The organism is Pseudomonas sp. 58 R 3, from assembly GCF_900006605.1.
Taxonomy (GTDB): Bacteria; Pseudomonadota; Gammaproteobacteria; order Pseudomonadales; family Pseudomonadaceae; genus Aquipseudomonas; species Aquipseudomonas salomonii.
In genome coordinates this window covers 531,646-558,246 of record NZ_CVTT01000038.1, presented here as the reverse complement: position 1 = coordinate 558,246, position 26,601 = coordinate 531,646, and the positions used below count along the sequence as shown (strand labels likewise).

26 protein-coding genes, 1 tRNA gene and 1 riboswitch are annotated in these 26,601 nt (G+C 61.8%); of the genes, 22 read left to right on the top strand and 5 right to left on the bottom strand.

The features are described from left to right. The first annotated feature begins 31 nt into the window (after nucleotides 1–31). The 4 genes from BFP92_RS08325 to BFP92_RS08310 are packed head-to-tail and all read left to right on the top strand — an operon-like array spanning nucleotide 32 to nucleotide 4,080. Nucleotides 32–1,015, top strand: coding sequence for a Bug family tripartite tricarboxylate transporter substrate binding protein (locus BFP92_RS08325; protein WP_017137320.1), 984 nt, complete (start codon nucleotides 32–34; stop codon nucleotides 1,013–1,015). A gap of 60 nt (nucleotides 1,016–1,075) precedes the next feature. Continuing rightward, on the top strand, nucleotides 1,076–1,534 hold the full coding sequence (locus BFP92_RS08320) for a tripartite tricarboxylate transporter TctB family protein (RefSeq protein ID WP_065929106.1): 459 nt from the start codon (nucleotides 1,076–1,078) through the stop codon (nucleotides 1,532–1,534). 1 nt (nucleotide 1,535) lies between these two features. Beyond that, nucleotides 1,536–3,050, top strand: a complete 1,515-nt coding sequence (locus BFP92_RS08315; protein WP_065929105.1) for a tripartite tricarboxylate transporter permease — start codon at nucleotides 1,536–1,538, stop codon at nucleotides 3,048–3,050. Beyond that, nucleotides 3,043–4,080: an AbrB family transcriptional regulator gene (locus BFP92_RS08310; protein ID WP_065929287.1), complete on the top strand. Its 1,038-nt coding sequence runs from the start codon at nucleotides 3,043–3,045 to the stop codon at nucleotides 4,078–4,080. Before BFP92_RS08315 ends, BFP92_RS08310 begins: the two co-directional genes overlap by 8 nt. A gap of 125 nt (nucleotides 4,081–4,205) precedes the next feature. Here the strand turns inward: BFP92_RS08310 and ung are convergent, their stop codons facing one another. After that, nucleotides 4,206–4,898, bottom strand: a complete 693-nt coding sequence (gene ung / locus BFP92_RS08305) for a uracil-DNA glycosylase (RefSeq protein ID WP_065929104.1) — start codon at nucleotides 4,896–4,898, stop codon at nucleotides 4,206–4,208. 136 nt (nucleotides 4,899–5,034) lie between these two features. Here ung and BFP92_RS08300 point away from each other — a divergent pair, with 136 nt between their 5' ends. Then, nucleotides 5,035–6,147, top strand: coding sequence for an enoyl-CoA hydratase/isomerase family protein (locus tag BFP92_RS08300; protein ID WP_065929103.1), 1,113 nt, complete (start codon nucleotides 5,035–5,037; stop codon nucleotides 6,145–6,147). 54 nt (nucleotides 6,148–6,201) lie between these two features. On the opposite strand, the gene BFP92_RS30265 is transcribed toward BFP92_RS08300, so the two are convergent. Continuing rightward, a complete protein-coding gene (locus tag BFP92_RS30265) occupies nucleotides 6,202–6,567 on the bottom strand; it encodes a hypothetical protein (RefSeq protein WP_074854444.1) in 366 nt (121 codons plus the stop codon). Between the two features lie 305 nt (nucleotides 6,568–6,872). Between BFP92_RS30265 and BFP92_RS08295 the strand changes: the two genes are divergently transcribed. The 12 genes from BFP92_RS08295 to BFP92_RS08240 all read left to right on the top strand — a co-directional run bounded on the left by BFP92_RS08295 (nucleotide 6,873) and on the right by BFP92_RS08240 (nucleotide 20,921). Next, nucleotides 6,873–8,495 carry a methyl-accepting chemotaxis protein gene (locus BFP92_RS08295; protein ID WP_065929102.1) on the top strand — a complete coding sequence of 541 codons (1,623 nt, stop codon included), beginning with the start codon at nucleotides 6,873–6,875 and terminating at the stop codon, nucleotides 8,493–8,495. A gap of 157 nt (nucleotides 8,496–8,652) precedes the next feature. Further along, nucleotides 8,653–8,756: riboswitch (guanidine-I (ykkC/yxkD leader) on the top strand. A gap of 60 nt (nucleotides 8,757–8,816) precedes the next feature. After that, nucleotides 8,817–9,884, top strand: coding sequence for a putative urea ABC transporter substrate-binding protein (locus tag BFP92_RS08290; RefSeq protein ID WP_065929101.1), 1,068 nt, complete (start codon nucleotides 8,817–8,819; stop codon nucleotides 9,882–9,884). Between the two features lie 12 nt (nucleotides 9,885–9,896). Then, nucleotides 9,897–10,712 carry an ABC transporter permease gene (locus BFP92_RS08285; protein WP_065929100.1) on the top strand — a complete coding sequence of 272 codons (816 nt, stop codon included), beginning with the start codon at nucleotides 9,897–9,899 and terminating at the stop codon, nucleotides 10,710–10,712. Next, nucleotides 10,709–11,473 (top strand): ABC transporter ATP-binding protein, encoded by a 765-nt coding sequence (locus BFP92_RS08280; RefSeq protein ID WP_065929099.1) that lies wholly within the window; start codon nucleotides 10,709–10,711, stop codon nucleotides 11,471–11,473. Before BFP92_RS08285 ends, BFP92_RS08280 begins: the two co-directional genes overlap by 4 nt. Beyond that, on the top strand, nucleotides 11,470–12,195 hold the full coding sequence (locus BFP92_RS08275) for an urea amidolyase associated protein UAAP1 (RefSeq protein ID WP_056857391.1): 726 nt from the start codon (nucleotides 11,470–11,472) through the stop codon (nucleotides 12,193–12,195). Before BFP92_RS08280 ends, BFP92_RS08275 begins: the two co-directional genes overlap by 4 nt. A gap of 9 nt (nucleotides 12,196–12,204) precedes the next feature. Beyond that, entirely contained in the window at nucleotides 12,205–12,834 is a 630-nt protein-coding gene (locus BFP92_RS08270; RefSeq protein WP_065929098.1) for an urea amidolyase associated protein UAAP2, read from the top strand. Nucleotides 12,835–13,090: 256 nt separating this feature from the next. Continuing rightward, nucleotides 13,091–16,717, top strand: a complete 3,627-nt coding sequence (uca, locus tag BFP92_RS08265; RefSeq protein ID WP_065929286.1) for an urea carboxylase — start codon at nucleotides 13,091–13,093, stop codon at nucleotides 16,715–16,717. A 28-nt stretch (nucleotides 16,718–16,745) separates the two neighbouring features. Further along, on the top strand, nucleotides 16,746–18,518 hold the full coding sequence (gene atzF / locus BFP92_RS08260) for an allophanate hydrolase (protein WP_065929097.1): 1,773 nt from the start codon (nucleotides 16,746–16,748) through the stop codon (nucleotides 18,516–18,518). Between the two features lie 51 nt (nucleotides 18,519–18,569). Then, a complete protein-coding gene (locus BFP92_RS08255; protein WP_017137305.1) occupies nucleotides 18,570–18,782 on the top strand; it encodes a cysteine-rich CWC family protein in 213 nt (70 codons plus the stop codon). Further along, a complete protein-coding gene (locus tag BFP92_RS08250) occupies nucleotides 18,782–19,474 on the top strand; it encodes a pseudouridine synthase (protein WP_065929096.1) in 693 nt (230 codons plus the stop codon). The genes BFP92_RS08255 and BFP92_RS08250 overlap by 1 nt, the downstream gene beginning before the upstream one ends. 304 nt (nucleotides 19,475–19,778) lie before the next feature. Beyond that, on the top strand, nucleotides 19,779–20,663 hold the full coding sequence (locus tag BFP92_RS08245) for an alpha/beta fold hydrolase (RefSeq protein WP_065929095.1): 885 nt from the start codon (nucleotides 19,779–19,781) through the stop codon (nucleotides 20,661–20,663). A gap of 184 nt (nucleotides 20,664–20,847) precedes the next feature. Next, a tRNA-Gly gene (locus BFP92_RS08240) sits at nucleotides 20,848–20,921 on the top strand. Between the two features lie 194 nt (nucleotides 20,922–21,115). Here the strand turns inward: BFP92_RS08240 and BFP92_RS08235 are convergent. Next, nucleotides 21,116–21,355 (bottom strand): DUF6124 family protein, encoded by a 240-nt coding sequence (locus BFP92_RS08235; RefSeq protein WP_056857397.1) that lies wholly within the window; start codon nucleotides 21,353–21,355, stop codon nucleotides 21,116–21,118. 464 nt (nucleotides 21,356–21,819) lie between these two features. Here BFP92_RS08235 and BFP92_RS08230 point away from each other — a divergent pair, with 464 nt between their 5' ends. Together BFP92_RS08230 and BFP92_RS08225 are read left to right on the top strand one after the other, a co-directional pair. Then, nucleotides 21,820–22,113, top strand: a complete 294-nt coding sequence (locus BFP92_RS08230) for a type II toxin-antitoxin system RelE/ParE family toxin (protein WP_065929094.1) — start codon at nucleotides 21,820–21,822, stop codon at nucleotides 22,111–22,113. Between the two features lie 2 nt (nucleotides 22,114–22,115). Continuing rightward, a complete protein-coding gene (locus BFP92_RS08225; protein ID WP_065929093.1) occupies nucleotides 22,116–22,424 on the top strand; it encodes an addiction module antidote protein in 309 nt (102 codons plus the stop codon). Here BFP92_RS08225 and BFP92_RS08220 read toward each other — a convergent pair. Both BFP92_RS08220 and BFP92_RS08215 read right to left on the bottom strand, forming a co-directional pair. Beyond that, nucleotides 22,409–23,608, bottom strand: a complete 1,200-nt coding sequence (locus tag BFP92_RS08220; RefSeq protein WP_065929092.1) for an MFS transporter — start codon at nucleotides 23,606–23,608, stop codon at nucleotides 22,409–22,411. The two genes, BFP92_RS08225 and BFP92_RS08220, sit on opposite strands and share 16 nt — an antisense overlap. Then, on the bottom strand, nucleotides 23,605–24,768 hold the full coding sequence (locus BFP92_RS08215; RefSeq protein WP_065929091.1) for an MFS transporter: 1,164 nt from the start codon (nucleotides 24,766–24,768) through the stop codon (nucleotides 23,605–23,607). The genes BFP92_RS08220 and BFP92_RS08215 overlap by 4 nt, the downstream gene beginning before the upstream one ends. A gap of 95 nt (nucleotides 24,769–24,863) precedes the next feature. Here BFP92_RS08215 and BFP92_RS08210 point away from each other — a divergent pair, with 95 nt between their 5' ends. The 3 genes from BFP92_RS08210 to BFP92_RS08200 all read left to right on the top strand — a co-directional run bounded on the left by BFP92_RS08210 (nucleotide 24,864) and on the right by BFP92_RS08200 (nucleotide 26,538). Further along, nucleotides 24,864–25,757 carry a LysR family transcriptional regulator gene (locus tag BFP92_RS08210; protein WP_065929090.1) on the top strand — a complete coding sequence of 298 codons (894 nt, stop codon included), beginning with the start codon at nucleotides 24,864–24,866 and terminating at the stop codon, nucleotides 25,755–25,757. Between the two features lie 165 nt (nucleotides 25,758–25,922). Further along, nucleotides 25,923–26,105: a type II toxin-antitoxin system HicA family toxin gene (locus BFP92_RS08205; RefSeq protein ID WP_065929089.1), complete on the top strand. Its 183-nt coding sequence runs from the start codon at nucleotides 25,923–25,925 to the stop codon at nucleotides 26,103–26,105. 22 nt (nucleotides 26,106–26,127) lie between these two features. Next, nucleotides 26,128–26,538: a type II toxin-antitoxin system HicB family antitoxin gene (locus BFP92_RS08200; protein ID WP_065929088.1), complete on the top strand. Its 411-nt coding sequence runs from the start codon at nucleotides 26,128–26,130 to the stop codon at nucleotides 26,536–26,538. The last annotated feature ends 63 nt before the right edge of the window (nucleotides 26,539–26,601 follow it).

Here is a 26,601-nt window from a genome sequence, read left to right as displayed (position 1 = left end):
GTACCCCATAACAACAAAGACGGAGTTAAAAATGACCTATTCACTGCGTAAATTGGCCCTCGCCGCCGGCTGCATGCTGTTCGCCGGCCAACTGCTGGCCGCTGATGAACCCAAGCGCCCGGAATGCATCGCCCCAGCCTCTCCCGGCGGCGGTTTTGACCTGACCTGCAAACTGGCGCAAAGCGCGTTGGTCAACGAGAAGCTGCTGAGCAAACCGATGCGCGTCACCTACATGCCCGGCGGCGTGGGCGCGGTGGCCTATAACGCGGTGGTCGCCCAGCGCCCAGCGGACGGCGGCACATTGGTGGCCTGGTCCAGCGGTTCGCTGTTGAACCTGGCCCAGGGCAAGTTCGGCCGTTTTGATGAAAGCGCCGTGCGTTGGTTGGCAGCGGTCGGCACCAGCTACGGTGCCATCGCGGTGAAAAGCGATTCGCCCTACAAGACCCTCGACGATCTCGTCAAAGCCCTGAAGAAAGATCCGGGCAGCGTGGTAATCGGTTCCGGCGGCACGGTTGGCAGTCAGGACTGGATGCAAACCGCCCTGATTGCCAAGGCCGCCGGCATCAACCCTCGCGAGCTGCGTTACGTCGCCCTCGAAGGCGGCGGTGAAATCGCCACGGCCCTGCTCGGCGGCCACATCCAGGTGGGCAGTACCGACATCTCCGACTCCATGCCGCACATCCTCAGCGGTGACATGCGCCTGCTCGCCGTGTTCGCTGAAGAGCGCCTGGACGAGCCGGAAATGAAGAATATCCCGACCGCCAAAGAGCAAGGCTACGACATCGTCTGGCCAGTGGTCCGCGGTTTCTACCTCGGGCCAAAAGTCAGCGATGCCGACTACGCCTGGTGGAAAGAAGCATTCGACAAACTGCTGGCCTCCGAAGAGTTCGCCAAGCTGCGTGACCAGCGCGAGCTGTTCCCGTTCGCCATGACCGGCCCGGAGCTGGACACCTACGTGAAGAAACAGGTGGCTGACTACAAAGTGCTGGCCAAAGAGTTCGGCCTGATCCAGTAATCGCCCCTCTTTTGCACGGCCGCGCCCTCATCAACGGGCGGCGCGGCCCAGGAGTTCCACATGCTCTTACAACGCATTTTCGCCTCGGTGATGCTGCTGGTCTGCGCCGGCCTGGCACTGATGGCCTGGCCATATCAGGCGGCGTTTTCCTACGAGCCGGTCGGTCCACGCGCCTACCCGCTGCTGATGCTCGGCCTGATGAGCCTGGGCCTGATCTACATGATCTTTCGCCCGCAGCCGACCAAGCACACCGAAGAAGAACCGGCACTGGACCGCGAAACCCTGATCAAGATCAGCATCTGCGTCGCACTGTTGATCGTGTTCGCCGGCACTTTCGAGCCCTTGGGTTTCATCCTCAGCAGCATGCTGATCGGCATTCCGATGGCACGCCTGTATGGCGGCCGCTGGTTGCCCAGCGCAGTGATCGTCACCCTCATGGCTATCGGCCTGTACCTGCTGTTCGACAAGGCCATGGATGTACCGCTGCCCCTCGGCCTGCTTGAAGTTCTGGAGAACTGATATGGATACGTTCAGCTATTTGGGCCAGGGCTTCGGCGTTGCACTGACCCCTTACAACCTGGTGACCGCGCTGTGCGGCACCTTGATCGGCACCGTGGTCGGCCTGTTGCCGGGCCTGGGCCCGATCAACGGCGTGGCCTTGTTGATCCCCATCGCGTTCGCCTTGGGCCTGCCGCCGGAATCGGCGCTGATCCTGCTTGCAGCCGTGTACCTGGGCTGCGAATACGGCGGCCGTATCAGCTCGATCCTGCTCAACATCCCGGGCGAAGCGTCTACCGTAATGACCACCCTCGACGGCTACCCGATGGCCCGTAAAGGCCTGGCCGGTGTGGCGTTGTCGCTGTCGGCCTGGAGTTCGTTCATCGGCGCGTTTATCGCCACCTGCGGCATGGTGTTGTTTGCACCGTTGCTGGCCAAATGGGCGATTGCCTTCGGCCCGGCGGAATATTTCGTACTGATGGTGTTCGCGATTGTCTGTCTGGGCGGCATGGCCGGTGACAAACCGCTGAAGACATTTGTTGCGGCGCTGATCGGTCTTTTCCTGTCTGCCGTCGGCATCGATGCCAACAGCGGCGTGTACCGTTTTACCGGCGACAACATTCACCTCACCGACGGCATCCAGTTTGTGGTGTTGGTACTGGGCCTGTTCTCCATCAGCGAAATCCTGCTGCTGCTGGAAAAAACCCACCGTGGCCAGGAAGCGGTAAAAGCCACCGGGCGGATGATGTTCAATCTGAAGGAAGCCGGTGCGGTTTTTGTAGTTAACATCCGCTGCGGCTTGCTCGGTTTCATCATGGGCGTGCTGCCGGGTGCCGGTGCGACCCTCGCTTCGGCCGTTGCCTATATGACCGAGAAACGCCTGGCCGGTGCCAGCGGCAAATTCGGCCAGGGCGACATGCGCGGCCTTGCGGCGCCGGAAACCGCCATCGGTGCGTCCGCCTGCGGCGCCCTGGTGCCGATGCTGACCCTCGGCGTCCCAGGTTCGGGCACCACGGCGGTGATGATCGGCGCGCTGTCGCTGTACAACATCACCCCTGGCCCGCTGCTGTTCCAACAACAGCCGGACATTGTCTGGGGCCTGATCGCGTCGTTGTTTGTCGCCAACATCATGCTGGTGATCCTCAACATCCCGATGATCCGCATCTTCACGCGCATCCTCGCCGTGCCGAACTGGGCGCTGGTGCCGGTCATCGCCATCATCACCGCCATCGGTGTGTACGCGGTTCACGCCACCACCTTCGACCTGTTCCTGATGGTCGGCATCGGCATCTTCGGCTACATCCTGCGCAAGCTCGACTTCCCGCTGTCGCCAGTGCTGCTGGGCTTTATCCTCGGTGGCCTGATGGAGCAGAACCTGCGCCGCGCGCTGTCGATCTCCAACGGCGCGCTGGAGATCCTCTGGTCCAGCCCGATCACCTTTGGCGTGTGGGTACTGACAGCAATCATGTTGTTCGTGCCGCTGCTGCGTATCTGGCGTAAACGTGCCCAACAGCGTCGCGCCCTGGCCGATGTCTGAGGTCACCTTTAAACAATGGTGGGCAACACCGCTGGTCGGCCTGGCCGGCGGTTACCTGGCCAGCCTCATCGGCTGGCCTTTGCCGTACATGGTCGGCTCGTTGCTGGCGATTATCCTGGTGCGCTGCCTCACGCCGTGGCAGTTGGCGGAAATTCCCGGCGGGCGCAAATGCGGCCAATGGGTGGTGGGCATCGGCATCGGGCTGCACTTCACGCCGGTGGTGATCGAGCAGGTGATGAGCCACTTCGGCCTGATTTTTTTCGGTGCGTTGATCACCAGCCTGTCGAGCGTGGTCGGCGTGTGGTTGATGCGCCGCAGCGGTGAAGACCGCGCCACCGCGTTCTTCTCCAGCATGCCGGGCGGTTCCGGTGAGATGGTCAACCTCGGCGCCCGCAATGGCGCAGTGCTCAGCCGTGTCGCAGCGGGCCAGAGTCTGCGCGTGCTGGTGGTGGTGCTGTGTGTGCCGGCGATCTTCAAGTACTTGCTCGAAGGCGGCACGCCGCAGTTTCACCCGGCCCCAGTCAGTTGGGGCTGGCTGGCGCTGCTGTTCCCGCTCGGCGCGCTGGTGGCTTGGGGCTGGCAGCGTTTGCGTCAGCCCAACCCGTGGCTGTTCGGGCCACTGTTGGTCAGCGCGACGGCCAGTGTTGTCTGGGACTTGCATTACGGCCTGCCGGACGGCGGCAGCCAGATCGGCCAATGGCTGATCGGCAGCGGCCTGGGCTGCCACTTCAACCGTCAGTTCTTCCGCCGTGCGCCGTCGTTCATAAGCCGTACCTTGATCGGCACCGCCTTGACCATGGCACTTGCGACATTGGCAGCGGTGGGCTTGAGCGCGCTGACACAGCTGGATTTGCGTTCACTCACCCTGGGCATGATGCCAGGCGGCATTGCCGAAATGAGCCTCACCGCAGAAACCTTGCAGCTGTCGGTGCCTTTGGTGACGGCGATGCAGGTGATGCGTTTGTTGTTTGTGCTGTTTCTGGCGGAACCGTTGTTCAGGCACTGGAACCGCCAGCCGGAAAAAATCTAAGCCTAGCGCAGTTCAAAATGTGGGAGCGGGCTTGCTCGCGAAAGCGGTGTGTCAGTCGATACATTCAGTGACTGGCACTCCCTCTTCGCGAGCAAGCCCGCTCCCACATTTGAATGTGTTTGGCCTTAAATTGGCGGCAACCGCCACTCAATCGGCGTCTCGCCATTCTGCTCAAGAAACTTATTGGTACGGCTGAAGTGCCCACACCCCAAAAACCCGCGATACGCCGACAATGGCGACGGGTGCACCGATGTCAGCACCAGGTGCTTGGTCGCATCCACCAGCTTTTGCTTGCCTTGCGCATGGGCGCCCCACAACAGGAACACCAGGTGCGGCTGGTGCTCGCTGACCACCTCGATCACACGATCGGTAAAGAACTGCCAGCCCTTGCCCGCGTGGGCATTGGCGTTCGCGCGCTCCACGGTCATGGTGGTGTTGAGCATCAGCACGCCCTGGTCGGCCCAGCTTTGCAGGCAGCCGTGGTTGGGGATGTCGATGTTCAGGTCGCGCTTGAGCTCTTTATAGATGTTGACCAGCGACGGCGGCGTCGGCACGCCCGGTTGTACCGAGAAGCACAGGCCATGGGCCTGGCCGGGGCCGTGGTACGGGTCCTGGCCGAGGATCACCACCTTGACCTTGTCCAACGGCGTGGAGTTGAGCGCGTTGAAGATCAGCGGGCCAGGCGGGTAGATCTCTTTGCCGGCGGCATGTTCCTGGCGCAGGAACTCGCGCAGTTCGGCCATGTAGGGCTTGTCGAACTCTTCCCGCAGGGCGTGTTTCCAGCTGGGTTCGAGTTTGATACGGTCGCCTTCGGTCATGGTTTGTTCATCGTGTAAAAAAAGAATGGGCGAACCCTAGGAAAGCCGACTCCGCTTGTCAATTGATCTGACACATCATCGGCACTTTCCCACGGAGCGATCATACTGATCGCTCACTGTCTCGATTGAGGTCACAATGAACCTGCACTTCGAAGAGCTGACCGGCAGCGACGGTGCCCGCCTCGGCATCGCCAGCCTGGACGCGGAAAAATCCCTCAACGCGCTGTCCCTGCCCATGATCCTGGCCCTGAGCGAACGCCTGGAAGCCTGGGCCAAAGACCCCAATATCGTGTGTGTGCTGCTGCGCGGCAATGGACCCAAAGCCTTTTGCGCCGGTGGCGAAGTCCGCAGCCTCGCCCTGGCCTGCCGTGAACAGCCCGGCGTCGTGCCCGCCTTGGCCGCGCAGTTCTTCGCCGCTGAGTACCGCCTTGACTACCGCCTGCACACCTACCCCAAACCGCTGATCTGCTGGGGGCACGGCTATGTGCTCGGCGGTGGCATGGGCCTGCTGCAAAGCGCTTCGGTGCGCATCGTCACACCGAGCAGCCGCCTGGCCATGCCCGAGATCAGCATCGGCTTGTACCCGGATGTGGGGGCCAGTTGGTTTCTGTCGCGCCTGCCGGGCAAACTCGGGCTGTTCCTGGGCCTCACCGGCGCCCACCTCAACGGGCGTGACGCTCTGGACCTGGGCCTGGCCGATCGTTTCCTGCGCGACGACCAACAAGACGAACTCATCGATGGCCTGCTGCAACTGAACTGGCAGGAACAGACCCCGATGCAACTCAACAGCCTGCTCAAAGCGCTGGCCCAGGAAGCTGTCGACCAGCAACCCGACGCCCAATGGCTGGCGCACCGTGCGCAGATCGACGAATGGCTGGACGTGGCTGATGCACGCAGTGCCTGGCGTGCCTTGAGCCCCTTGCGCGACCACGCCGACCCGCTGTTCAGCCGCGCCGGCAAGAACCTGAGCGAAGGCTGCCCGCTGACCGCGCACCTGGTGTGGGAGCAGATCCAGCGCGCGCGGCACCTGTCGTTGGCCGAGGTGTTCCAGATGGAGTACACCCTCAGCCTCAATTGCTGCCGCCACCCGGAATTCAGTGAAGGCGTGCGCGCCCGGTTGATCGACAAAGACCAGACACCCCACTGGCATTGGCCGGATATCAACACGATCCCGGAGGCGGTGGTGCAGGCGCATTTCAACAAGGTGTGGGAAGGCCGGCATCCGCTGGCGGATTTGTCCGATTACTGAAAAGTGTCGCCCACAAAAAACGGCGCTTCCTGCGCCGTTTGCATTCAAGGCCTGTCAGCGGTGACCGCCGCGGCCACCTCCATGATCGCCACCCCGACCGTGCCCGCCTCTGCCGCCGTGATCGCCCCAACCCTGGTTCGGATAAGGCCGGTAACCGCCCCTTGGGCCCGAGGGGTAGTAGCGCGGGGCCGCTTGGTAATAACGCGGCGCCGAGTAGTAACGCGGTGCGGGGGCGTAATAGCGCGGAGCCGGTGCGTAATAACGTGGCGCCGAATAGTACGTGCCACCGCCGTAGTAATACGCCGGCGCCGGCGCGGTGTAGACCTCGGATCGATAGTAGCTACCGCCTCCATCGTAGTAGGGCACACAGGCAGAAAGGGTAAGACCGAGTAAAGCGCTGAGCAGCAGTCGTCGATACATGGCGGCCTCCTGGACCGCGGAAGAGCACCTCCAGCGACGCGGGAGGGCGGCACCCGACTTTCGCCGAATGACACAGTATCGGACATCGAAAACCAGATCTGGTGCGTTTTGGTAATAACTTGATACATGAACGTAGGCAGTCGATACAATCCGTTGCGCATCCCGGTAACTATCAAGTTACTTTATCGATTCAGTAAATTTTGCTGGCCCGGAACCTTGTCGATTGCGATGATGTCACTATGACATTGCACATAGCCAGGGAGGCTCTATCGTGCACCCCTCGCCAATATCGCCGGATTAGAGTCATGAAAATTTCAACCAAGCTGCTGCTTTCATTCCTACTGTGCGCGTTGGTCACCCTCGGGGTTGGCCTGCTGGGCATCAAAAGCGTCGTGCGCCTTTCCAGCGCATTGGAACTCACGTTCTCCAACAACCTGGTTTCCGTCAGCAGCACGGCAAGTACGCTCAATGGTCTGGTCGCCCACAACCGTGGTCTGTACCGTTTGCTGGACGCCAGCAAGGGCGACGTCTCCGCCCAGGACCGCGACCGCGTGAACCAGGACATCGCCAACGAACTCAAACGCAGCCAGAGCGCCTACGCCACCTATCGCGCCACGCCGCTGGCAGACGACGAACGGGCAGCCGGTGACAAGCTCGACCAGATCTGGCCCACCTACATCAGCAACTCCGAGCGCATCGTCGCGATGATGAACGGCGGCCAGCTCGAGCAGGCGCGCGCTCAGCTCAACAGCACCAACAATGAGCTGTTCCGTCAGGCGCGCGAGCTGATCCGTGTGATTATCGATTCCAACAACCGCCAGATCCAGGAAGGCGCCGCCGCCGCCGCCGACCTGCGCAGCAGCGCCTTGACCTGGATGATCAGCGGCATCGTGCTGGCCTTCATCATCGCCCTCATCATTGGCGTGCTGATCACCCGCCTGATCACCCGCCCTATCGCCCAGGCCGTCGAGAGCGCCCAACGCATTGCAAAGGGTGACCTGACCCAAGCCATCATCACCGACCGTACCGACGAAGCCGGAAAATTGTTGATGGCATTGGCCGACATGCAGGGCGGGCTGAAAAGCACGCTGGTGGAAATCGCCAACGCCGCCGACCAGCTCGCCTCCGCCGCCGAAGAACTCAGTGCGGTCACCGACGAAAGCAGCCGTGGCCTCACGCGCCAGAATGACGAAATCCAGCAAGCCGCCACTGCCGTCAACCAGATGACGGCGGCGGTGGATGAAGTGGCCAGCAATGCGGTGTCGACCTCCGAAGCCTCGCGCCAGGCCACCACCGAAGCGGAGGAAGGCCGTGAGCAGGTAGCGCAGGCCGTGTCCGGCATGAGTTCGATGGTGATCGAGATCAACGATTCGACACAATCGGTGGCCGACCTGGCCGGCCAGGTGCGCGAGATCGGCAAGGTGATCGACGTGATCCGCGGTATCGCCGACCAGACCAACCTGCTGGCCCTTAACGCTGCCATCGAAGCCGCACGCGCGGGTGAGCAAGGCCGTGGTTTTGCGGTGGTGGCCGATGAAGTCCGCGCGCTGGCCCATCGCACCCAGACCTCAACCGTCGATATCGAAAAAATGATCGGCGAAGTGCAGGTCGGCGCCGATGACGCCGTGGCCGCCATGAACAAAAGCCTGACCTGGGCCAACAACACCCAAACCCTGGCGCAAAACGCCGGCGAAGCCCTGGAACGCATTACCGCCAGCGTGGCGAAGATCAACGAACGCAACCTGGTGATCGCCTCGGCTTCCGAGGAGCAGGCCCAAGTGGCCCGCGAAGTGGATCGCAACCTGCTCAACATCCAGGACCTGTCCACCCAGACCGCTGCCGGTGCCAACCAGACCAACGCCTCCAGCCAGGACCTGTCGCGCCTGGCCACCTCATTCAACGTGCTGGTCAGCAAGTTCCAGTTGTAACCGCCTCATTGCAGTGCGCCAACGCACCCGAGTGGCGCACGCACACCCCTCTTCCCCGCCACGCCCGGCCGTAAACCGGGCCTCTGGCCCAGTTGGCACGACTCTCGCTTTGCCTCTCCCGTGCAGGATTCATCACAGGTTCGCGGCACCACAATTTGCAATGGCCGACTAGGGTTCCGGCTCGCTTGAAAGGCGAGTGGCTGGTCCGAGAGTTGGCGACCTCCAGTTGAGGTTACACGGCGGGATAAAAGCCCGGGAGACAAGCCACCGTTCGCGGTGCCGCGTTGCTCCTGCTCGCCCATGTTCAACTGGAGAAGCCCCATGCCCGCAATCCGTTTACCCGCCCTGCTCGCCGCCGCCCTTGCCGCCGTGCTGAGCTTTCAAACCCAAGCTGCTGCCAAAGACCACTTCAGTGTGTGCTGGACGATCTATGCCGGCTGGATGCCGTGGGAATACGCCGGCAGCCAAGGCATCCTCGACAAGTGGGCCAGCAAGTACGGCATCAAGATCGACATGGTGCAGCTCAATGACTATGTCGAATCCATCAACCAATACACCGCCGGCCAGTTCGACGGCTGCACCATGACCAACATGGACGCCCTGACCATTCCCGCCGCCGGTGGTGTGGACAGCACCGCGCTGGTGGTCAGCGACTTCTCCAACGGCAACGATGGCGTAGTGATCAAGGGCACCGGCAAGACCGTGGCCGACCTCAAGGGCATGAACGTCAACCTGGTGGAACTCTCGGTGTCCCACTACCTGCTGGCCCGCGCCCTGGAGTCGGCCGACCTCACCGAAAAAGACCTCAAAGTGGTCAACACCTCCGACGCCGACATCGCCGCCGCCTTCAACACCGACCAGGTGCAAGCCGTGACCACCTGGAACCCGATGCTCTCCGAGATCAAGGCCAAACCGGGCGTCACCCAAGTGTTCGACTCCAGCAAAGTGCCCGGCGAAATCATGGACATGATGGTGGTCAACACCCAAACCCTTAAAGACAACCCAGCCCTGGGCAAAGCGCTGACCGGCGCGTGGTTTGAAGTGGTTGCGCTGATGAACGCCAAAAACGCGGCCAGCACCGCTGCGCTTGAGCATATGGCCAAGGCCTCGGGCACCGACCTCAAGGGGTTCCAGGCGCAACTGGACACCACCAAGCTGTTCGCCACGCCCAAGGAAGCCCTGGCGTTCGCCACCAGCGCGCAATTGCCCGCCACCCTGCGCAAGGTCGCCGAGTTCTCGTTTGAACACGGCCTGCTCGGCGAAGGCGCCAAGGACGCCAGCGCCGTGGGCATGAGCTTCGCCAAGGGCGTGACCAGCGGCGACACCGCCAACCTCAAGCTGCATTTCGACCCCAGCTACGTGCAGATGGCCGCCGACGGCACGCTGTAAGAGGACCCGGCCATGCGCCTGATCAACCGTCACCCGGAACGCTCCAGCCGCCTGCTGTTGGTGCTGCTGCCGTTCGCCCTGCTGCTGTTCGCCTACTTTGTAGGCTCGGCCGAGCGCCTGGCGGATAACCCCAACGACAAATTGCTGCCCAGCGCCGCGCAAATGGGCGACGCGGTGAAACGCCTCGCGTTCAATGCCGACACGCGCACCGGTGAGTACGTGCTGTGGCAAGACAGCGCCTCCAGCCTGCGCCGCCTGGCGATCGGCTTGGGCATCAGCGCCCTCGCCGGCCTGTGCCTGGGGATTGCCGCCGGCACGCTGCCGCTGTTTGGCGCGCCGTTATCGCCATTGCTGACGGTGCTGTCGATGGTGCCGCCGCTGGCGATATTGCCGATTCTGTTCATCGTGTTCGGGCTGGGGGAATTGTCCAAGGTGATGCTGATCGTCATCGGCATCACCCCGGCGCTGGCCCGTGACCTGGAGCAACGCGCGCGGGAAATCCCCGTGGAGCTGCTGGTGAAAGCACAGACCCTCGGCGCGTCCACCTGGACGTTGATGCTGCGCGTGGTGCTGCCGCAATTGCTGCCGCGCCTGCTGATCTCGCTGCGGCTGATGCTCGGCTCGGCGTGGTTATTCCTGATCGCCGCCGAAGCCATCGCCTCCACCGACGGCCTCGGCTACCGGATCTTCCTGGTGCGCCGCTACCTGGCGATGGACGTGATCCTGCCCTACGTGGTGTGGATCACCCTACTCGCCTGGCTGATGGACTGGGGCCTCAAAACCCTCACGCGGCGTGCCTTCCCCTGGTACGAAGGAGCGCGCGCATGAGCTTTATCAGCGTCAACCATGTGTGGCAGCGCTATGGCGACCAGGTGGTGCTCGAAGGGCTCAACCTGCACGTCAATGAGGGTGAATTTTGCACCCTGGTCGGCACCTCCGGTTGCGGCAAATCGACCTTCCTGCGCCTGCTGCTGGGCCAGGAAACCCCGAGCAAAGGCCAGATCCTGCTGGACGGCCACCCCCTTGCCGGCGAGCCGGATGCCAGCCGTGGCGTGGTGTTCCAGCGTTATTCGGTGTTCCCGCATCTGACGGTGCTGGACAACGTTGCCTTGGGCCTGGAATTGCCGCGCTCACGCCTGCTGGGTCGGCTGTTCGGCAAAGCCAAACAGGAGGCACGGGAACAGGCCGCCGCCCTGCTGCAAAAAGTCGGCCTCGGCCACGCACTGGACAAATACCCGGCGCAGCTCTCCGGCGGCATGCAGCAACGCCTGGCCATCGCCCAGGCCCTGATCATGAAACCCCGCGTGTTGCTGCTGGACGAACCCTTCGGCGCCCTCGACCCGGGCATTCGCAAAGACATGCATCAGCTGTTGCTGGCGCTGTGGCGCGAAACCCGGCTGACGGTGTTCATGGTCACCCACGACCTCAGCGAAGGCTTCAGCCTCGGCACACGCTTGCTGGTGTTCGACAAAGTCCGCGTCGACCCCCAGGCCCCCTGCGCCTATGGCGCGCGCATCACCTACGACATCCCTTTGAACAGCGAGCGCCGCAAAGCGCTGGCCGCCGAACTTGGAGCGACTTGCAAATGACCGATTCCATTGAACTGTTCCCACCCTTCGCCGAAGAAATGCTACCCGGCGGCGGCCACCGCTCCTTTGTGCTCAAGCGCGGCCAACTGCTGCGCCTCACGGATATTCGCGGCGGTGCCAACGTCAGCCTGACCCTGCTCAATGCCAACGAAAAAACCGAGCGCCTGAACCTGCCCGACAGCCTCAAATGCCAACACACCGCCAAACTCACCCGCGGCCACTGCCTGTACTCGGACATGGGCCGCGTGCTGGCCGCCATCACCGCCGACACCTGCGGCTGGAGTGACAGCATCGGCGGCGTGCTGTGCGCCGCCGAGGTCGCTGAAAAGTACGGCCAGGGCCGTTATCAGGAGCTGCGCAACGGCTTCTTGCGCAACGGCACCGACAACCTGCTAGTGGAGTTGGGCAAGTGGGGGTTGGGGCTGTCCGACCTGTTGATGACCCTCAACCTGTTCAGCCGGGTCAGCGTCGACGAAGGCGGCGGCCTGCATTTTGTGCCGGGCAATTCCAGGGCGGGTGACTACATCGAACTCTACGCGCCGATGGACACGCTGGTGGTGCTGACCGCACTGCAACACCCGATGGACCCCAACCCGAACTACGCGCCGCAACCGCTGAAACTCAGTTGGATGAACGCCGATTCCAGCGTCGCCGAACACTGCCGCACGTCGCGCCCGGAAAACGAGCGCGGCTTTATCAACACCGACCGCCTGTTCGCCTGAGGAGCTGCCATGTCTACTGCACTGAAACAACCCGAGGCGGCCGTGTACCGCGCCACCATTCCCGCCGGCGAGCCATGGCTGATGGAAGTCAGCGCCGGGCAGACCCTGCGCATCCTCGACCTGGAGGGCAACCAGGCCGTCGACACGCTGTTCTACAGCCGCAAAAACCCCAGGGAACGCTACGACGTACAGCGCACCCTGCGGCGGCAAAACCGCGTGTACCTGAGCACCGGCAGCGTGCTGTATTCCAACCTCGGCCAGCCGATGCTGACCATCGTCGACGACACCTGCGGGCGCCACGACACCCTCGGCGGCGCCTGTGCCCAAGAGAGCAACACCGTGCGCTACGCCCTGGAAAAACGCTACATGCACAGCTGCCGCGATAACTACCTGCGCGCCTGCGCCCACGACGGTCGGCTGGGCAAAGGCGACATCGGGCCGAACATCAATTTCTTCATGAACGTGCCGGTGACCGCCGACGGCGGGCTGACCTTTGAAGACGGCATTTCCGCGCCCGGCAAGTACGTCGACCTGCGCGCAGAGATGGACGTGATCGTACTGATCTCCAACTGCCCGCAACTGAACAACCCATGCAATGGCTACAACCCGACCCCTGCGGAGTTATGGGTATGGAACTGAAAATAAAACACCTGCGCCGTTGGCTCTTCGCCTTGTGCCAAGCCCGCGCCGGGCAATGCATCCGGAAACCCTGAAGTCTAAATGTGGGAGCGGGCTTGCTCGCGAATGCGGTGGGTCAGCCAGTGCATCTGTAACTGACACTACGCCTTCGCGAGCAAGCCCGCTCTCACACTTGGATCTTCATTGCTTTCAGAATTAGGACTGCGGACGACCGCAGTGCTCCCTCACTTTGCGGGACGGCCCGCAGGGTTTTGCCATGTTCGAAAAACTCTTGATCGCCAACCGTGGCGCCATCGCCTGCCGCATCCTGCGCACCTTGCGCGAGCTGCAGGTCAAAGGCATCGCCGTGTATGCAGAAGCCGACGCAGCCAGCCTGCATATCCAGCAAGCCGACGAAGCCTACAGCCTCGGCGAAGGCGCGGCGGCGGCGACCTACCTGGCAGTGGAAAAAATCCTCGCCACCGCCAAGGCCTGTGGCGCCAAGGCGATTCATCCTGGCTATGGCTTTCTCTCGGAAAACGCCGCCTTTGCCCAGGCCTGTGAAAATGCGGGGATTGCCTTCGTCGGTCCGACGCCGGAACAACTGCGCGTATTCGGCCTCAAGCACACCGCGCGGGCCTTGGCCAAGCAGCATCAAATTCCCTTATTGGAAGGCACCGAGCTGCTCGACAGCCTCGATACCGCGTTGCTGGCAGCCCATACCGTGGGCTATCCGGTGATGCTCAAAAGCACCGCTGGTGGCGGTGGCATCGGCATGCGTGTGTGCCGCAGTGCGGCCGAGTTGAGCGAGTCTTTCGAGGCGGTCAAACGCCTGGGGCAAAACAACTTCAGTGACGCCGGTGTGTTTATCGAAAAATACATCGAGCACGCCCGCCACCTGGAAGTGCAGGTGTTCGGCGACGGTTTGGGCGAAGTCATCGCCCTTGGCGTGCGCGATTGTTCCGTGCAACGACGCAACCAGAAAGTCCTCGAAGAAACGCCCGCGCCGAACCTGCCCGACGGCATGGCCGAGGCCTTGTGCACGGCCGCCATCACCCTGGCCAAAGCGGTTAATTACCGCAGCGCCGGCACCGTGGAATTCATCTTTGACAGCGCTGATGGCCGCTTCTACTTCCTCGAAGTGAACACGCGCCTGCAGGTAGAACACGGGGTCACCGAACAGGTCTGGGGTGTGGACCTGGTGCGCTGGATGGTGCAATTGGCAGCGGGTGAATTACCCGCGTTGAGCGAATTGAAGTTGCGCCCTCAGGGCCACGCGATTCAGGCGCGGCTGTATGCGGAAGACCCCGGCAAGGACTTCCAGCCGAGCCCAGGCCTGTTGACCCGAGTGGACTTCCCGACGGCTGAAGGTTTGCGAATCGACACCTGGGTGCAAGCCGGTTGCGAGATCCCGCCGTACTTCGACCCGATGATCGCCAAACTCATCACGTGGGCGCCGACGCGCGAACAGGCGCGTCTGGATCTGCATCAGGCCTTGAGCGACAGCCAGCTCTACGGCGTGGAAACCAACCGCGACTACCTGCGCCAGATCCTGCTGGCCACGCCGTTTGCCGACGGCCGCCCGTGGACGCGTTGCCTGGAAGGCCTGGTCTACAGCGCCAGCACCTTCGAAGTATTCAGCCCCGGCACCCAAACCAGTGTGCAGGACTATCCTGGCCGCCTCGGTTACTGGGCCGTCGGCGTGCCGCCGTCCGGGCCGATGGACAGCCGTGCACTGCGCCTGGGCAATCGCCTGCTGGGCAATGACGACGGCGCGGCGGCGCTGGAAATCACCATGAATGGCCCACTGTTGCGCTTCAATTGCGCGGCGGTGGTGGCTGTCACGGGTGCAGACATTGGGCTGTTGCTGAATGACCAGCCAGTGCCGATGAACACCGCGTTGCGGGTTGAAGCAGGCTCGGTGTTGAGCCTTGGCAGTATTGCTGGAGCAGGTGCGCGCAGCTATCTGTGCCTGCGCGGCGGGCTGCAAGTGCCGGACTACCTGGGCAGCAAAAGCACCTTTACCCTCGGCCAGTTCGGCGGGCACGCCGGGCGCGCGTTACGCACGGGCGATGTGTTGCATTTGCTGCCATTGACAGATGCCGAGGCCGGGCAACAATTGATCGCTGAACCCTTGCCAGCGGTGCGCACGCTCCGGGTGATTTATGGCCCGCACGGCGCGCCGGAATACTTTAAGCCTGAGTACATCGACACCTTCTTCGCCACCCAATGGGAAGTGCACTTTAACTCCAGCCGCACCGGCGTGCGGTTGATCGGGCCCAAGCCTTTATGGGCGCGCACAGACGGTGGCGAAGCGGGGCTGCATCCGTCGAATATCCATGACAACCCCTATGCCATCGGCGCAGTGGATTTTACCGGCGACATGCCGGTGATCCTGGGGCCGGATGGGCCGAGCCTGGGCGGGTTTGTGTGCCCGGTGACGGTGATCGAGGCGGACCTTTGGCAGTTGGGGCAACTCAAGGCCGGGGACAAACTGCGGTTCGAACCCGTGAACCTCAAAACCGCCCGCGACCTCGCCCTGAAATGGGATCAAATGTGGGAGCCGGGCTTGCTCGCGAACGCGGTGGAACAGTCGCCAGATGGGTTGAATGACACACCGTATTCGCGAGCAAGCCCGCTCCCACATTTGATCGAGTCGCCTGTGGTATTGCATGTAGGCCATGATGACACCCGCCTCATCGCCCGCCTCGCGGGCGACACCCACCTGCTGCTGGAAATCGGCGCCCCCGAGCTGGACCTGGTGCTGCGCTTTCGCGCTCATGCGCTCATGCAAGCCCTGGAAACTCTCGCCCTGCCGGGCGTTATCGACCTGACCCCAGGCATCCGCTCCCTGCAAATCCACTACCAGCCGGAACAATTGCCGCTGGCCGATTTGCTGGTGCTGATCACCACGCAATGGGCTGCCGTGTGCGCCACCCCCAACCTGCAAGTGCCCTCGCGCATCGTGCACTTGCCACTGTCGTGGGACGACCCGGCGTGCCAGCTGGCGATCGAAAAATACATGACCACCGTGCGCAAGGACGCGCCGTGGTGCCCGAGCAACCTGGAGTTCATTCGCCGCATCAACGACTTGGCGAACCTCGACGAAGTACGCCACACGGTGTTCGATGCCAGCTACCTGGTGATGGGCCTGGGTGACGTCTACCTCGGCGCCCCGGTGGCCACGCCGCTGGACCCGCGCCATCGCCTGGTGACCACCAAATACAATCCGGCCCGCACCTGGACTGCCGAAAACTCGGTGGGCATCGGCGGCGCCTACCTGTGCGTGTACGGCATGGAAGGCCCAGGCGGTTATCAGTTTGTGGGGCGCACCTTGCAGATGTGGAACCGCTACCGGGAAGTCGCCGCGTTTGATGGCAAGCCATGGTTGTTGCGCTTTTTTGACCAGATCCGTTTTTACCCGGTGACGGCTGATGAGCTGGTGCAGATCCGCCGCGATTTTCCGCTGGGGCGCTTTGAATTGAGCATCGAGCACAGCCAGTTGAACCTCGCGGAGTATCAGGATTTCCTCGCGCGCGAAGCCGCAAGCATTGGCGCGTTTCGTGAGCATCAGCAGCACGCCTTCAATGCCGAGCGTGAGCGCTGGATTGCCAGTGGCCAGGCGCATTTCGACAGTGAAGAACTCGCAGCACCACCAGGTGCAGACACGCCGTTGCAGGCCAACCAAATCAGTGTCGACAGCCCTATCGCGGGTAACCTCTGGCAAGTCCAGGTGGGGATGGGTGAGCAGGTGTCGGCCGGTGATGTGCTGGTGATTCTGGAGTCGATGAAAATGGAAATCCCGGTAGTGGCGCCGTTCGCCGGCACTGTGCGCGAGATCCCCGTGCAACCCGGCAGCGGCATTGGCGCCGGGCAACGGGTGGTGGTGCTCGAACGTGACTGACTCTTCTATTTCTACAGGCGGACAAGCCATGAACCTGCAACTGGACAACCTGCGCAATGCCTACCTGAGCGGCGATACCACGCCCCGTGAAGTGCTGCGGCACCTGCGCGAAAAAGCCGCGCATTTGAACCCCGACTATCACCTGTTCATTCACCTGCTGACCGAGTCGGAACTGGAGCCGTACCTGGCCGCACTGGACACTCGCGAACCGGCTGACTTGCCGTTGTTCGGCGTACCGTTTGCGATCAAGGACAACATAGATTTAGCCGGCATTCCCACCACCGCCGCGTGCCCGGCGTTCGCCTATGTGCCGCAACGCAGCGCGAGCATTGTCGAGCAGTTGCTCGCCCTGGGCGCGGTACCAGTGGGCAAGACCAACCTCGACCAGTTCGCCACCGGCCTCAATGGCAGCCGCTCGCCGTATGGCGCGTGCCCCAACAGCGTGTTGCCGGAGTATCCGTCGGGCGGCTCCAGTGCCGGGTCGTCGCTGGCCGTCGCTTTGGGTGTCGCAAGTTTTGCCCTGGGCACCGACACCGCAGGTTCCGGACGGGTGCCGGCGGCGCTGAATAACCTGGTGGGGCTCAAGGCGAGCAAAGGCTTGATCTCCACGGCTGGCGTGGTGCCGGCGTGCCGCACGCTGGATTGCGTCACCACCTTTACCCGCACCGCGCGCGAGGCCAGCCAGTTACTGGCGCTGACCGCCAGGCTCGATCCGTTGGATGCGTACAGCCGAGCAAACCCGGCGTGGAACGATGGGTCGGCGTTCGGCGCACCCCGCGCATTTCGCTTTGGCGTGCCGCGCGAGCAGGACCTGGAGTACTTCGGCTGCGAGCAAGGCCCACAACTGTTTGCTCAGGCCATCGACCGCTTGACGGCGCTGGGTGGTGAGCCGGTAACTTTGGACCTGTCGCCCTTCCTTGAAGCCGCGCGCCTGCTCTACGAAGGGCCGTGGGTGGCCGAACGCTACAGCGTGGCCGGCGAACTGATGGAGCAAAATCCCGAGGCCGTGCTGCCGGTGATTCGTGCGGTGCTGGCCAAGGCGCCTGCGGTGAACGGCGTGGAGACCTTTCGCGCCCAGTACCGCCTGCAAGCCTTGAAAGCCCAGTGCGATGGTTTGCTCGAAGGCCTCGACTGCGTACTGACGCCTACCATCGGCCGCCCGGTGACGCTGGAAGAACTGCGCGCCGAACCGGTGCTGCGCAATGCCGAACTGGGCTACTACACCAACTTCATGAACCTGCTGGACTACGCCGCCGTCGCCGTGCCCAGCGGCTTTATGCGCAACGGTTTGCCCTGGGGTGTGACGCTGTTCGGCCGGGCATTTACCGACCAATACCTGCTGGGCGTGGCGGATGCATTGCAGCGTCAGCAGGATGCGTCTTTATCTGTACCTGCGGGTGTCGCCAGCCATGACCTCACGCGGCTGGTGGTGTGCGGCGCGCATCTGCAAGGGTTGGCACTTAACAGCCAATTAGTGCGGCGTGGCGCACGCCTGCTGGAGCGCACCCACAGCTCGGCCGACTATCAACTGTTCGCGCTGGCAGGCGGCCCGCCTTACCGCCCCGGCATGCTGCGGGTGAGCACAGGCGGTGTGGCCATTGAGGTGGAAGTGTGGGAGCTGCCGAGCCGTGAGCTGGGCTCTTTTCTCACCGGTATCCCTGCGCCGTTGGGCCTGGGCAAAGTGCAACTGGCCGACGGACGCTGGGAAACCGGCTTCATCTGCGAGCCCTACGGCTTGACGGGCGCCGTGGACATCAGCCATTTCGGCGGCTGGCGCGGTTACTTGCGCAGCTTGCAATAGCACGGCGGCGCTGTATCGTGCAGGGAATTGCGCGATACAGCCCGAACCGACATGACCACACCCACCCTTTGCCCCGCCTGCGGTGCCCGCAACGACTGCACCCTGGCCGACCCGCGTACCGCCGACCAAGCCTGTTGGTGCTACAGCGTCACCATCGACCCGGCGGTGCTCGAAGCGCTGCCCGATGAACTGCGCAATAAGGCCTGCCTGTGCCCACGCTGTGCGCAGGTAGATGCGCAATTGCGTGGGGCTGAACAGCCGTAATGCGCGTTGATCGTTTCCTCAGCAACCTGCCGCGTTTCAATCGTAAGCAAGTGCGTGTGCTGCTGGTTGAGCGACGGGTGACGGTCGATGGCGTGGCCGTCAGCGAACCGCACCATGACGTGCGAGCATTCAGCCGCGTGTGTGTCGATGACGAGGTACTGCAAGCCGGCAAACCGGCGCGTTATTTCATGCTGCACAAACCCCAGGGCTGTGTGAGCGCTACCGCCGACCCGGTGCACCCCACGGTCCTTGATCTGCTGGATGAACCGGACAAGAGCGAGCTGCATATCGCCGGCCGTCTGGATTTCAACACCACCGGGCTGATGCTGATCACCAACGACGGCCAGTGGTCGCGGCGCCTGACCCAACCCCAGACCAAACTGCCCAAGGTTTACCTCGTTGAAACCGAGCAGGACATTGGTCCTGAGTATGCAGTGACCTTTGCTGCGGGCCTGTATTTCGCCTTCGAAGACCTCACCACCCAACCCGCCGACCTTGAGCTACTCGGCCCAAGGACCGCACGCCTGAGCATCATCGAAGGCCGCTACCACCAGGTGAAGCGCATGTTCGGGCATTTTAATAACAAGGTAATCGGCCTGCACCGTGAGCGGATGGGGCCTTTGGTGCTGGATGCCACCCTTGCGCAGGGCGAATATCGGGAACTGACCGACGAAGAAATCCGACAGGTCTGACGACCGTTCGGCCGGTGATGGCAAAAAACCAGCTTGGCGCCTTGCGAGCTGGCGCCTGTGCTGCTTGAATCAAAACGTCAGCCAAATCATGACTGGCGAGTCGCCCCATAACCTCCAAGAAACACCTTGCCCCGCCCGCGCTTGATCGACGGGCCTCCCAGGCAAACAGCCCGCCATAATAACACCCGTCGGCCAGCCGTTATCGGACCGACATGGGCCTCATCTTCCAGGCGTATGCCTACCTGTCATAAAGCTCGTGCAGAGTGATCTGCGCGCCCTACCCGCTTGCCAGGAGTCTTACGACATGAGGCCAGAAATCGCTGTGTTGGATATACAGGGTCAGTATCGGGTTTACACGGAGTTCTATCGCGCGGACGTTGCTGCAAAGACCATCATCCTGGTCAATGGCTCCATGGCCACCACGGCATCCTTCGCTCAAACCGTGAAAAGCCTGTACCCGCAATTCAACGTGGTTTTGTACGACCAGCCCTATGCTGGCCGCTCCAAAATCCATAACCGTCATGAGCACATGCTGACCAAGGAAGTCGAAGGCCAGATCCTGCTGGAACTCATCGACCACTTCAGCGCCGAACACGTGCTGTCGTTCTCCTGGGGTGGCGCCGCTGCCCTGGTCGCCCTCGCCCACCGGCCGCGCCGCGTGGAAAAGGCCGTGATCAGCTCGTTCTCGCCGGTGATCAACACGCCCATGCGCGACTACCTCGAACGCGGTGTCGACTACCTCGGCAACCTCGACCGCCACAACGTCGGCCACCTGGTCAACAGCACCATCGGCAAACACCTGCCGTCACTGTTCAAGCGCTTCAACTACAAGCATGTGAGCGGTCTGGCAGAGCATGAATACGGGCAGATGCACTTTCACATCAGCCATGTGCTCAACAGCGACCGGCTGTGCTACCTCAAAGCCGCCAGGCAGATCGACATTCCGGTGCTGTTTTTGAATGGCGAATGGGATGAGTACACCAGCGCCGAGGATGCCAAGCTGTTTGGCCAGCACGTGGCCAACAGCAGCTTCAGCACCATCCAGGCGACCGGGCATTTTCTGGACATGGAGCACAAGGCGGCCTGCCGAGACAGCCGGGACGCGGTGGTGGGCTTTTTGAAACCAGAACGCCAGGTGAGCCGGTTGCGTTATCACCAGGGCCAGACGCAGCATGCGTTTGCTGTCTGAAAGGCGGCTTATGTGGGAGCCGGGCTTGCCCGCGCTGCAGGCGCCGCGGTGTGCCAGTCACACTCAGGTGATGCAATCGCAGGCAAGCCAGCTCCCACACAAGCTTGATGAACCCAACTCACACATTTTTCGAAGAAAAACTTCAAATCCCGGCGAACATCTGGTACAAAGTCAGCCGCTCTGAGCGGGTATAGTTTAATGGTAGAACAGTAGCTTCCCAAGCTTCCGACGAGGGTTCGATTCCCTCTACCCGCTCCACTCAGATTTTGGTCTTGCGTCAGATTGGTTCTGGCGGGAGATGCACAAAAAAACCGGCCCTTGGTGGCCGGTTTTTTTATGTTCTAAATTTGGCTTCATGCGTGAGCGACCTGTTCCGATGCAGGGTATCTGGCTCCCCTTCCCCTTGGTATGTGCGGCCTGGGAAGGCAAGCCTGTTGCAGGGCGTGAAAAACCTACGCGGCGCGGTCGACGCGGTCTTGTGCCGCTTCTACCAGCATCAGCCCCAGTTCGATCATTTGCTGAATGGCCAAGGCCAGGTAGCGATGTTGAGAAGGCAGGCTTTCGGCGAACTCGTTGGTCATGGCACCCGCGCCGGCAATGGTTTCGTAAGCGTTGGCGAGCAAGGCTTCGGTGTTGGCTTCGGGGCGGACGCTGAACAGGGTCGCGGTGGGGTTACAGGCGTCAGTACACATCTGTTGATCCTCGGTAAGGACCACCTTCCAGAGCTACTAAACAATGGGTGGCGGCTGTATGCAGGTTAGTAGACCGGCGGATCAACGAAACCGGCGCACCCGAAAGTGCCCTGCGTACAGCCACCATTGAGAACAGACATCGAGATGCCTGACTGATAGGACAGCCATACGCCGTTGATCAAATCGGGCTACTAAACCCGACCGCTGATGGGCAGCGGCAGGCGAACCTTAAAGGGCTCGTCCAAGGCGTACAACTCAGACGATTCTGAGTGTTGTGTAGGCAATAACACAACATTCAGGACCGCCGTACCGTTCTCCTTCAGACCGTAAATTCTGGCAATAGGAAAACCCTGAAGAACGTTTGAAACCGGCGCGCCCTCGCAGCACTCTCCCCAGCCTTCGACACTGACGTGTCTCTTGCCAACCCGTATCCAAGTAGATACAGTGAAACTCTGTGAGGCCCCGTGCGTTATTCGATCCAGCAAACCCAAGCCTTCACTCACTGGTGCTCGGCAATCCGCGATCTGCGCGCAAAAATCACCATTGCTCGACGTATCGAGCGAGCCAGTGTGGGCAATCTGGGTGATTTCAAGGTGCTGGGCGGCGGTGTTTCAGAGATGCGGATAGACGTGGGTGCGGGTTATCGCGTTTATTTCACCCTGCGCGGCAGGGAGGTCGTCATCTTGCTGGCAGGTGGCGACAAGTCTTCACAAGAGGCCGATATACGGCGAGCAAAAAAATTAGCAAAGGAGGTTTGATCATGGCTCAAACACTGACGACATTTGATATGGCCGAGCTGCTCGACAGTGATGAGGCCATCAGCGAATACCTTTCTCAGGTGCTGGCAGACGGTGACAACGAGGAGTTCCTTCGAGCATTAGGCTATGTAGCCAAAGCCCGTGGCATGACAAAGATTGCCACGGATGCGGGCGTAGGACGCGAGAGTTTGTACAAGGCATTTGCCCCAGGCGCCAAACCTCGTTTTGAAACGGTTCTGAAGGTGCTGCACTCACTGGGCATTGATCTGTTGGCTCGGCCTGGGCATTCCAGCAATTATTCGACTGTTTGAGGCTCGCAACCCCGCTGCACCAACCACGCCAGCGGCAACGTCACCATTAACATGCCTGCCAGTACCATCACCGCTACCGGTACACCCAGCGCGTCGCCCACCCCACCAAATACCACGGGTGCCAGCGCGCCGCCGCCGATTGTGCCGGTGTAAAACACTGCAAACGCCTGCTCGCGTTTACCCGCCGTTGCCAGGTCCGGCACGGCGCCGTACAGCACTGAAGAGGTGCCATTGAGCACCAGGCCCAGCAGCGGCAGCATCGCCATCAGCCCGCTTAGCGGCAGGTATACAGCAGCAACGATCAGCAGCGCCGTACTGGTTTCCGTCAGCCATACGGTTTTCATCATGCCGATGCGGGCACCGAGGTAGCCGCAGAGCAATTTGCCGAACGCGCCACCGATAAACAGCAGCGTCAACGCCAGGCCGATGCCGGCAGTTCCCGCGCCTTTGGCTTGCAGCAGAAACGGCAGAAAAGTGAGAAAGCCCATGCGCACGGCGCTGTCGAGGGTACCGGTAAGAATCAACGCGCGCAGGCCGGTGACAGAGCCCGTTCCGCCAGTCGGCTTGGCCGTTTTTGTAGACACGGATTCGGCTATTTGCGCAGGCACCAGCCACCACAACAACCCCGCCGCAGCCAGGCCGAGCAACCCCAACAGTGTGGCACTGGCGCGCCAACTGATGACGGTGAGCAACAGCCCGACCAACCCCGGGATCAGGGTTTTGCCGATATCGCCGGAAAAATTGTAGTGGGACAGCGCTTGCTTGACCCCGCCGCCGTTCTCGTAAGCATCAGTAATCATCGAAGAGGCTAATGGGTGTTGGGTGCTGGCGCCCAAACCGCCTAACAGCAGCGCCAATAGCAACAGGCTCAGCCCAGTGGCTTGCCCCACCAATAAGTACGCAACGCCCGCCAGCGCAGTGCCGCCTACCAACATCGGCAGACGGCCCCAGCGCCGCGCCGCGCGGCTGGCCATCAGCTGGAACACGGCCATCATCCCGGAATAGGCACCGCGCAATAATCCGATCTGGGCGTAGGAGAGCGCGAACTTCGCCTGCCAGATCGGCAGCAGCACGTAGATCACATCCGTAAGGCCATCGTGAACGGCATGGGCGCCGCAGCCCGCGATCAGCGAGCGGCGGCGGGTCGAGGTTTCGCGGGCAGGCACAGCGATGGCGTCGTTCATGAGGCTTGGATCAACTCAGGTTTAAGAGGCTTCCAGCCCGTCAGGGCGATCAGCAACGTCAGCAGTTGAAAACCGATAATCAGCGCTACACACCCAGCCCAGCCCCAGCGCTCCCACATCAAGGCGGGGACGATGGCACCACAACTGCCCCCCAGGTAATAACACGTGAGGTAAACGCCCACGGCACTCGCCTTGTTACCCTGCGCAGTGGCGCTGATGAACGCGTTGGCGGCGGCCTGGGCGAGAAAGACCCCGGTCGAACTGAGCGCCAGCCCCGCCACGATGCACCACAGCGATGGCGCCAGGGTCAGTGCCGAGCCGCTGATGCCCAGCACGCCAGCGACGGCCAGCAGCTCGGCGTGAGGCCGGGCTTGGCTGAGGCGGCCGGCGATCGGGATCACGATCAAGGCCAGCAGAAACACCATGTACAGCGTGCCCAGGGCCGCAGGCCCGAGATTAAAAGGAGGTAGGCCAAGGTACAGGCCCGCGTAGGTAAAGGCCGCGACCTGGGAAAACAACACACAAAACCCGACGGCGTAGGCAGCCACCAACGGCTTGCGAAAAACGCCTGACGAAGCAGCCTTGACCGGTGCGACTCGCGGTGGGTTATCGGGCAGCAAAAACTGAATGAACCCACCGACCATCACGCTCAATACGGCCAACAATTCGAAGGCCTCACGCCAGCCGACATATTCGGTCATCACGCCGACGACGAAGCGCCCGGCGAACCCGCCCAGTACGGTGCCCGCCACATAGAGGCTGGTGACTTCGGTCACCGTGGCGCCGCGCCAGCGGTCGCCGATGTAAGCCACGCTGGTGGCAAACACCACCGGGATCAACATACCTTGCACAAAACGCCACACCAGCACTTCGGCAAAGCTGCCGGCGTAGGCGGTCATCAGCGCGGGCACAGCCAGTAACAGCGCGGCCACGGCGATGACCGTACGCTGCTCGAAACGCCCGGTCAGCCGGCCGACAAACGGCGCGGTAATCGCTACTGCCAGGGTGGTGACCGTAATACTCCAGCCCGCCGCCTTGGCGCTGATATGAAACTGCGCGGCGAAGGTGGTCAGGATGCTCTGGGTGGCATACAGGTTCAGAAACGCCGCGCAGCCACACAGGAACAGGGCAAGACGGGCACAATGCAGGCGCGGTTTCATGAAACCTCTCGTTTTATTTTGTGAGGTCTTTATAGAATGGCCAGCGGGTCTTAAACCAATACCGAATTCGAACCGATCAATACCCAAGGATCAGGATGCTCGACCTACGCAAGCTGCGTTACTTTCTGACGGTCGCCGAAGAACTGCACTTCGGCCGCGCAGCCCTTCGCCTGCACCTGGCCCAGCCGCCGCTGACCCGGCAGATCTCGGCGCTGGAAACGGAGTTGGGCTTCAAGTTGTTTGATCGCACCAGCCGCACGGTGTCCCTCACCGCCCAGGGCCGTTCGTTCCTGCCCTATGCGCGCGGCGTGTTGGAACAGGTGGAACTGGCACAGGTCATCGCCGGTAAATTGGCCGCTGGGACCGCCGGGCAACTGACCTTGGGTTACGTCAGTTCGATCGCGCTGTCGGACCTGTTCAGCCAGGCGATCCAGGCTTTCGCCCAGGGTTTCCCCGATGTGCAACTGACCTTGGTGGAGTGCGCTTCCGGCAGCTTGGGCGCGCAAGTGGCGGATGGGCGCCTGGATGTCGGGCTAAGCCGCCTGTTGCCGCAAAGCCAGGCCGTGCAAGCGTTGTCGCTGGGTGAGGAGCGTTTGTGGGCGGCGGTTTCCAGTGATAGCCCGTTAGCCCGCCAAACGCAGGTGAGCCTGGCGCAGCTCAGTGCTTACCCGCTGATTCTGTTTCCGCCCGATTACGGGTCGGGGTTGAACCAGTCGATCGAGCAGTTGTACCGACACCATGGCGTGCCCCTGCGTGCCGGGCCGACCGGGCGGCAGATCACCTCGATCATTGCGTTGGTGGCCGCCGGACAGGGCGTGGCGTTGGTGCCCGAATGTACCCGCAGCTTGATGAACAAGGGCGTCACCTATAAACCCATGGTCGAGGTGGATGCCTGTGCGCAACTGTTAGTGCTGACACCTGCAGCCGGCAAAAGCCTGTTGGCTGACGCATTTCTCGCGGTGCTCGCCCAGGCTTTACACACCGAGTAACACCTCGAAAATCCCCGCAATACCTCTCTACGACGCCGTTTTCAAAGGCTCATACACTTCATTCAGCACTTACCGAAACGCCGGTCGTCAGCCGTCGGTAGGTAGAGTGTTGATAATTTATTTTCAGTGGTTATAGTCGCCACCAACACACCACAAGGAGGTGCGGTGGATAGCCGATATTTGATAGGTCACATTGTTGCGGATGGCTGGTACCTGGTGCGTACCCGAGGCAGTCACCACCACTTCAAACACCCGACCAAACCGGGGTTGGTGACGATTCCTCATCCCAAGAAAGACCTGTTGGACGAGACCGCCAAGAGCATTTTGAAACAGGCGCTGCTGAGCTGAGCGTCCCTGGAGGGCAATAGACATGCTTTACCCCATCGCAATTTCAACCGGTGACCAGGAAAACGCCTGGGGCGTGGAAGTGCCGGATATTCCTGGCTGCTACTCCGCCGGCGACGACCTGGACGACGCCATGGCCATGGCCCGCGAAGCGATCGAAGGGCACTTCGAAATCCTTGCAGAGGATGGCGCGCCGATTCCCCCTGCACAAAAAGTCACCCTGCACGCGGCCAACCCGGAATATGCCGGCTGCATTTGGGCCGTGGTTGATATTGATGTCACTAAATACCTGGGCAAAGCGCAGAAGCTCAATATCACCCTGCCGGGTTACCTGCTCAATCGAATTGATGAATACGTGTTGCATCATCCTGAAGAAAAAAGCCGTTCCGGCTTTCTGGCATCGGCAGCACTCAAGGTTCTGCAGCAGGAACATTGACTTAAGCAAAGTCCTAAAGCGACGAAGACGACCTTGGTTAAAATGCGCACCTGTCTTACCCAT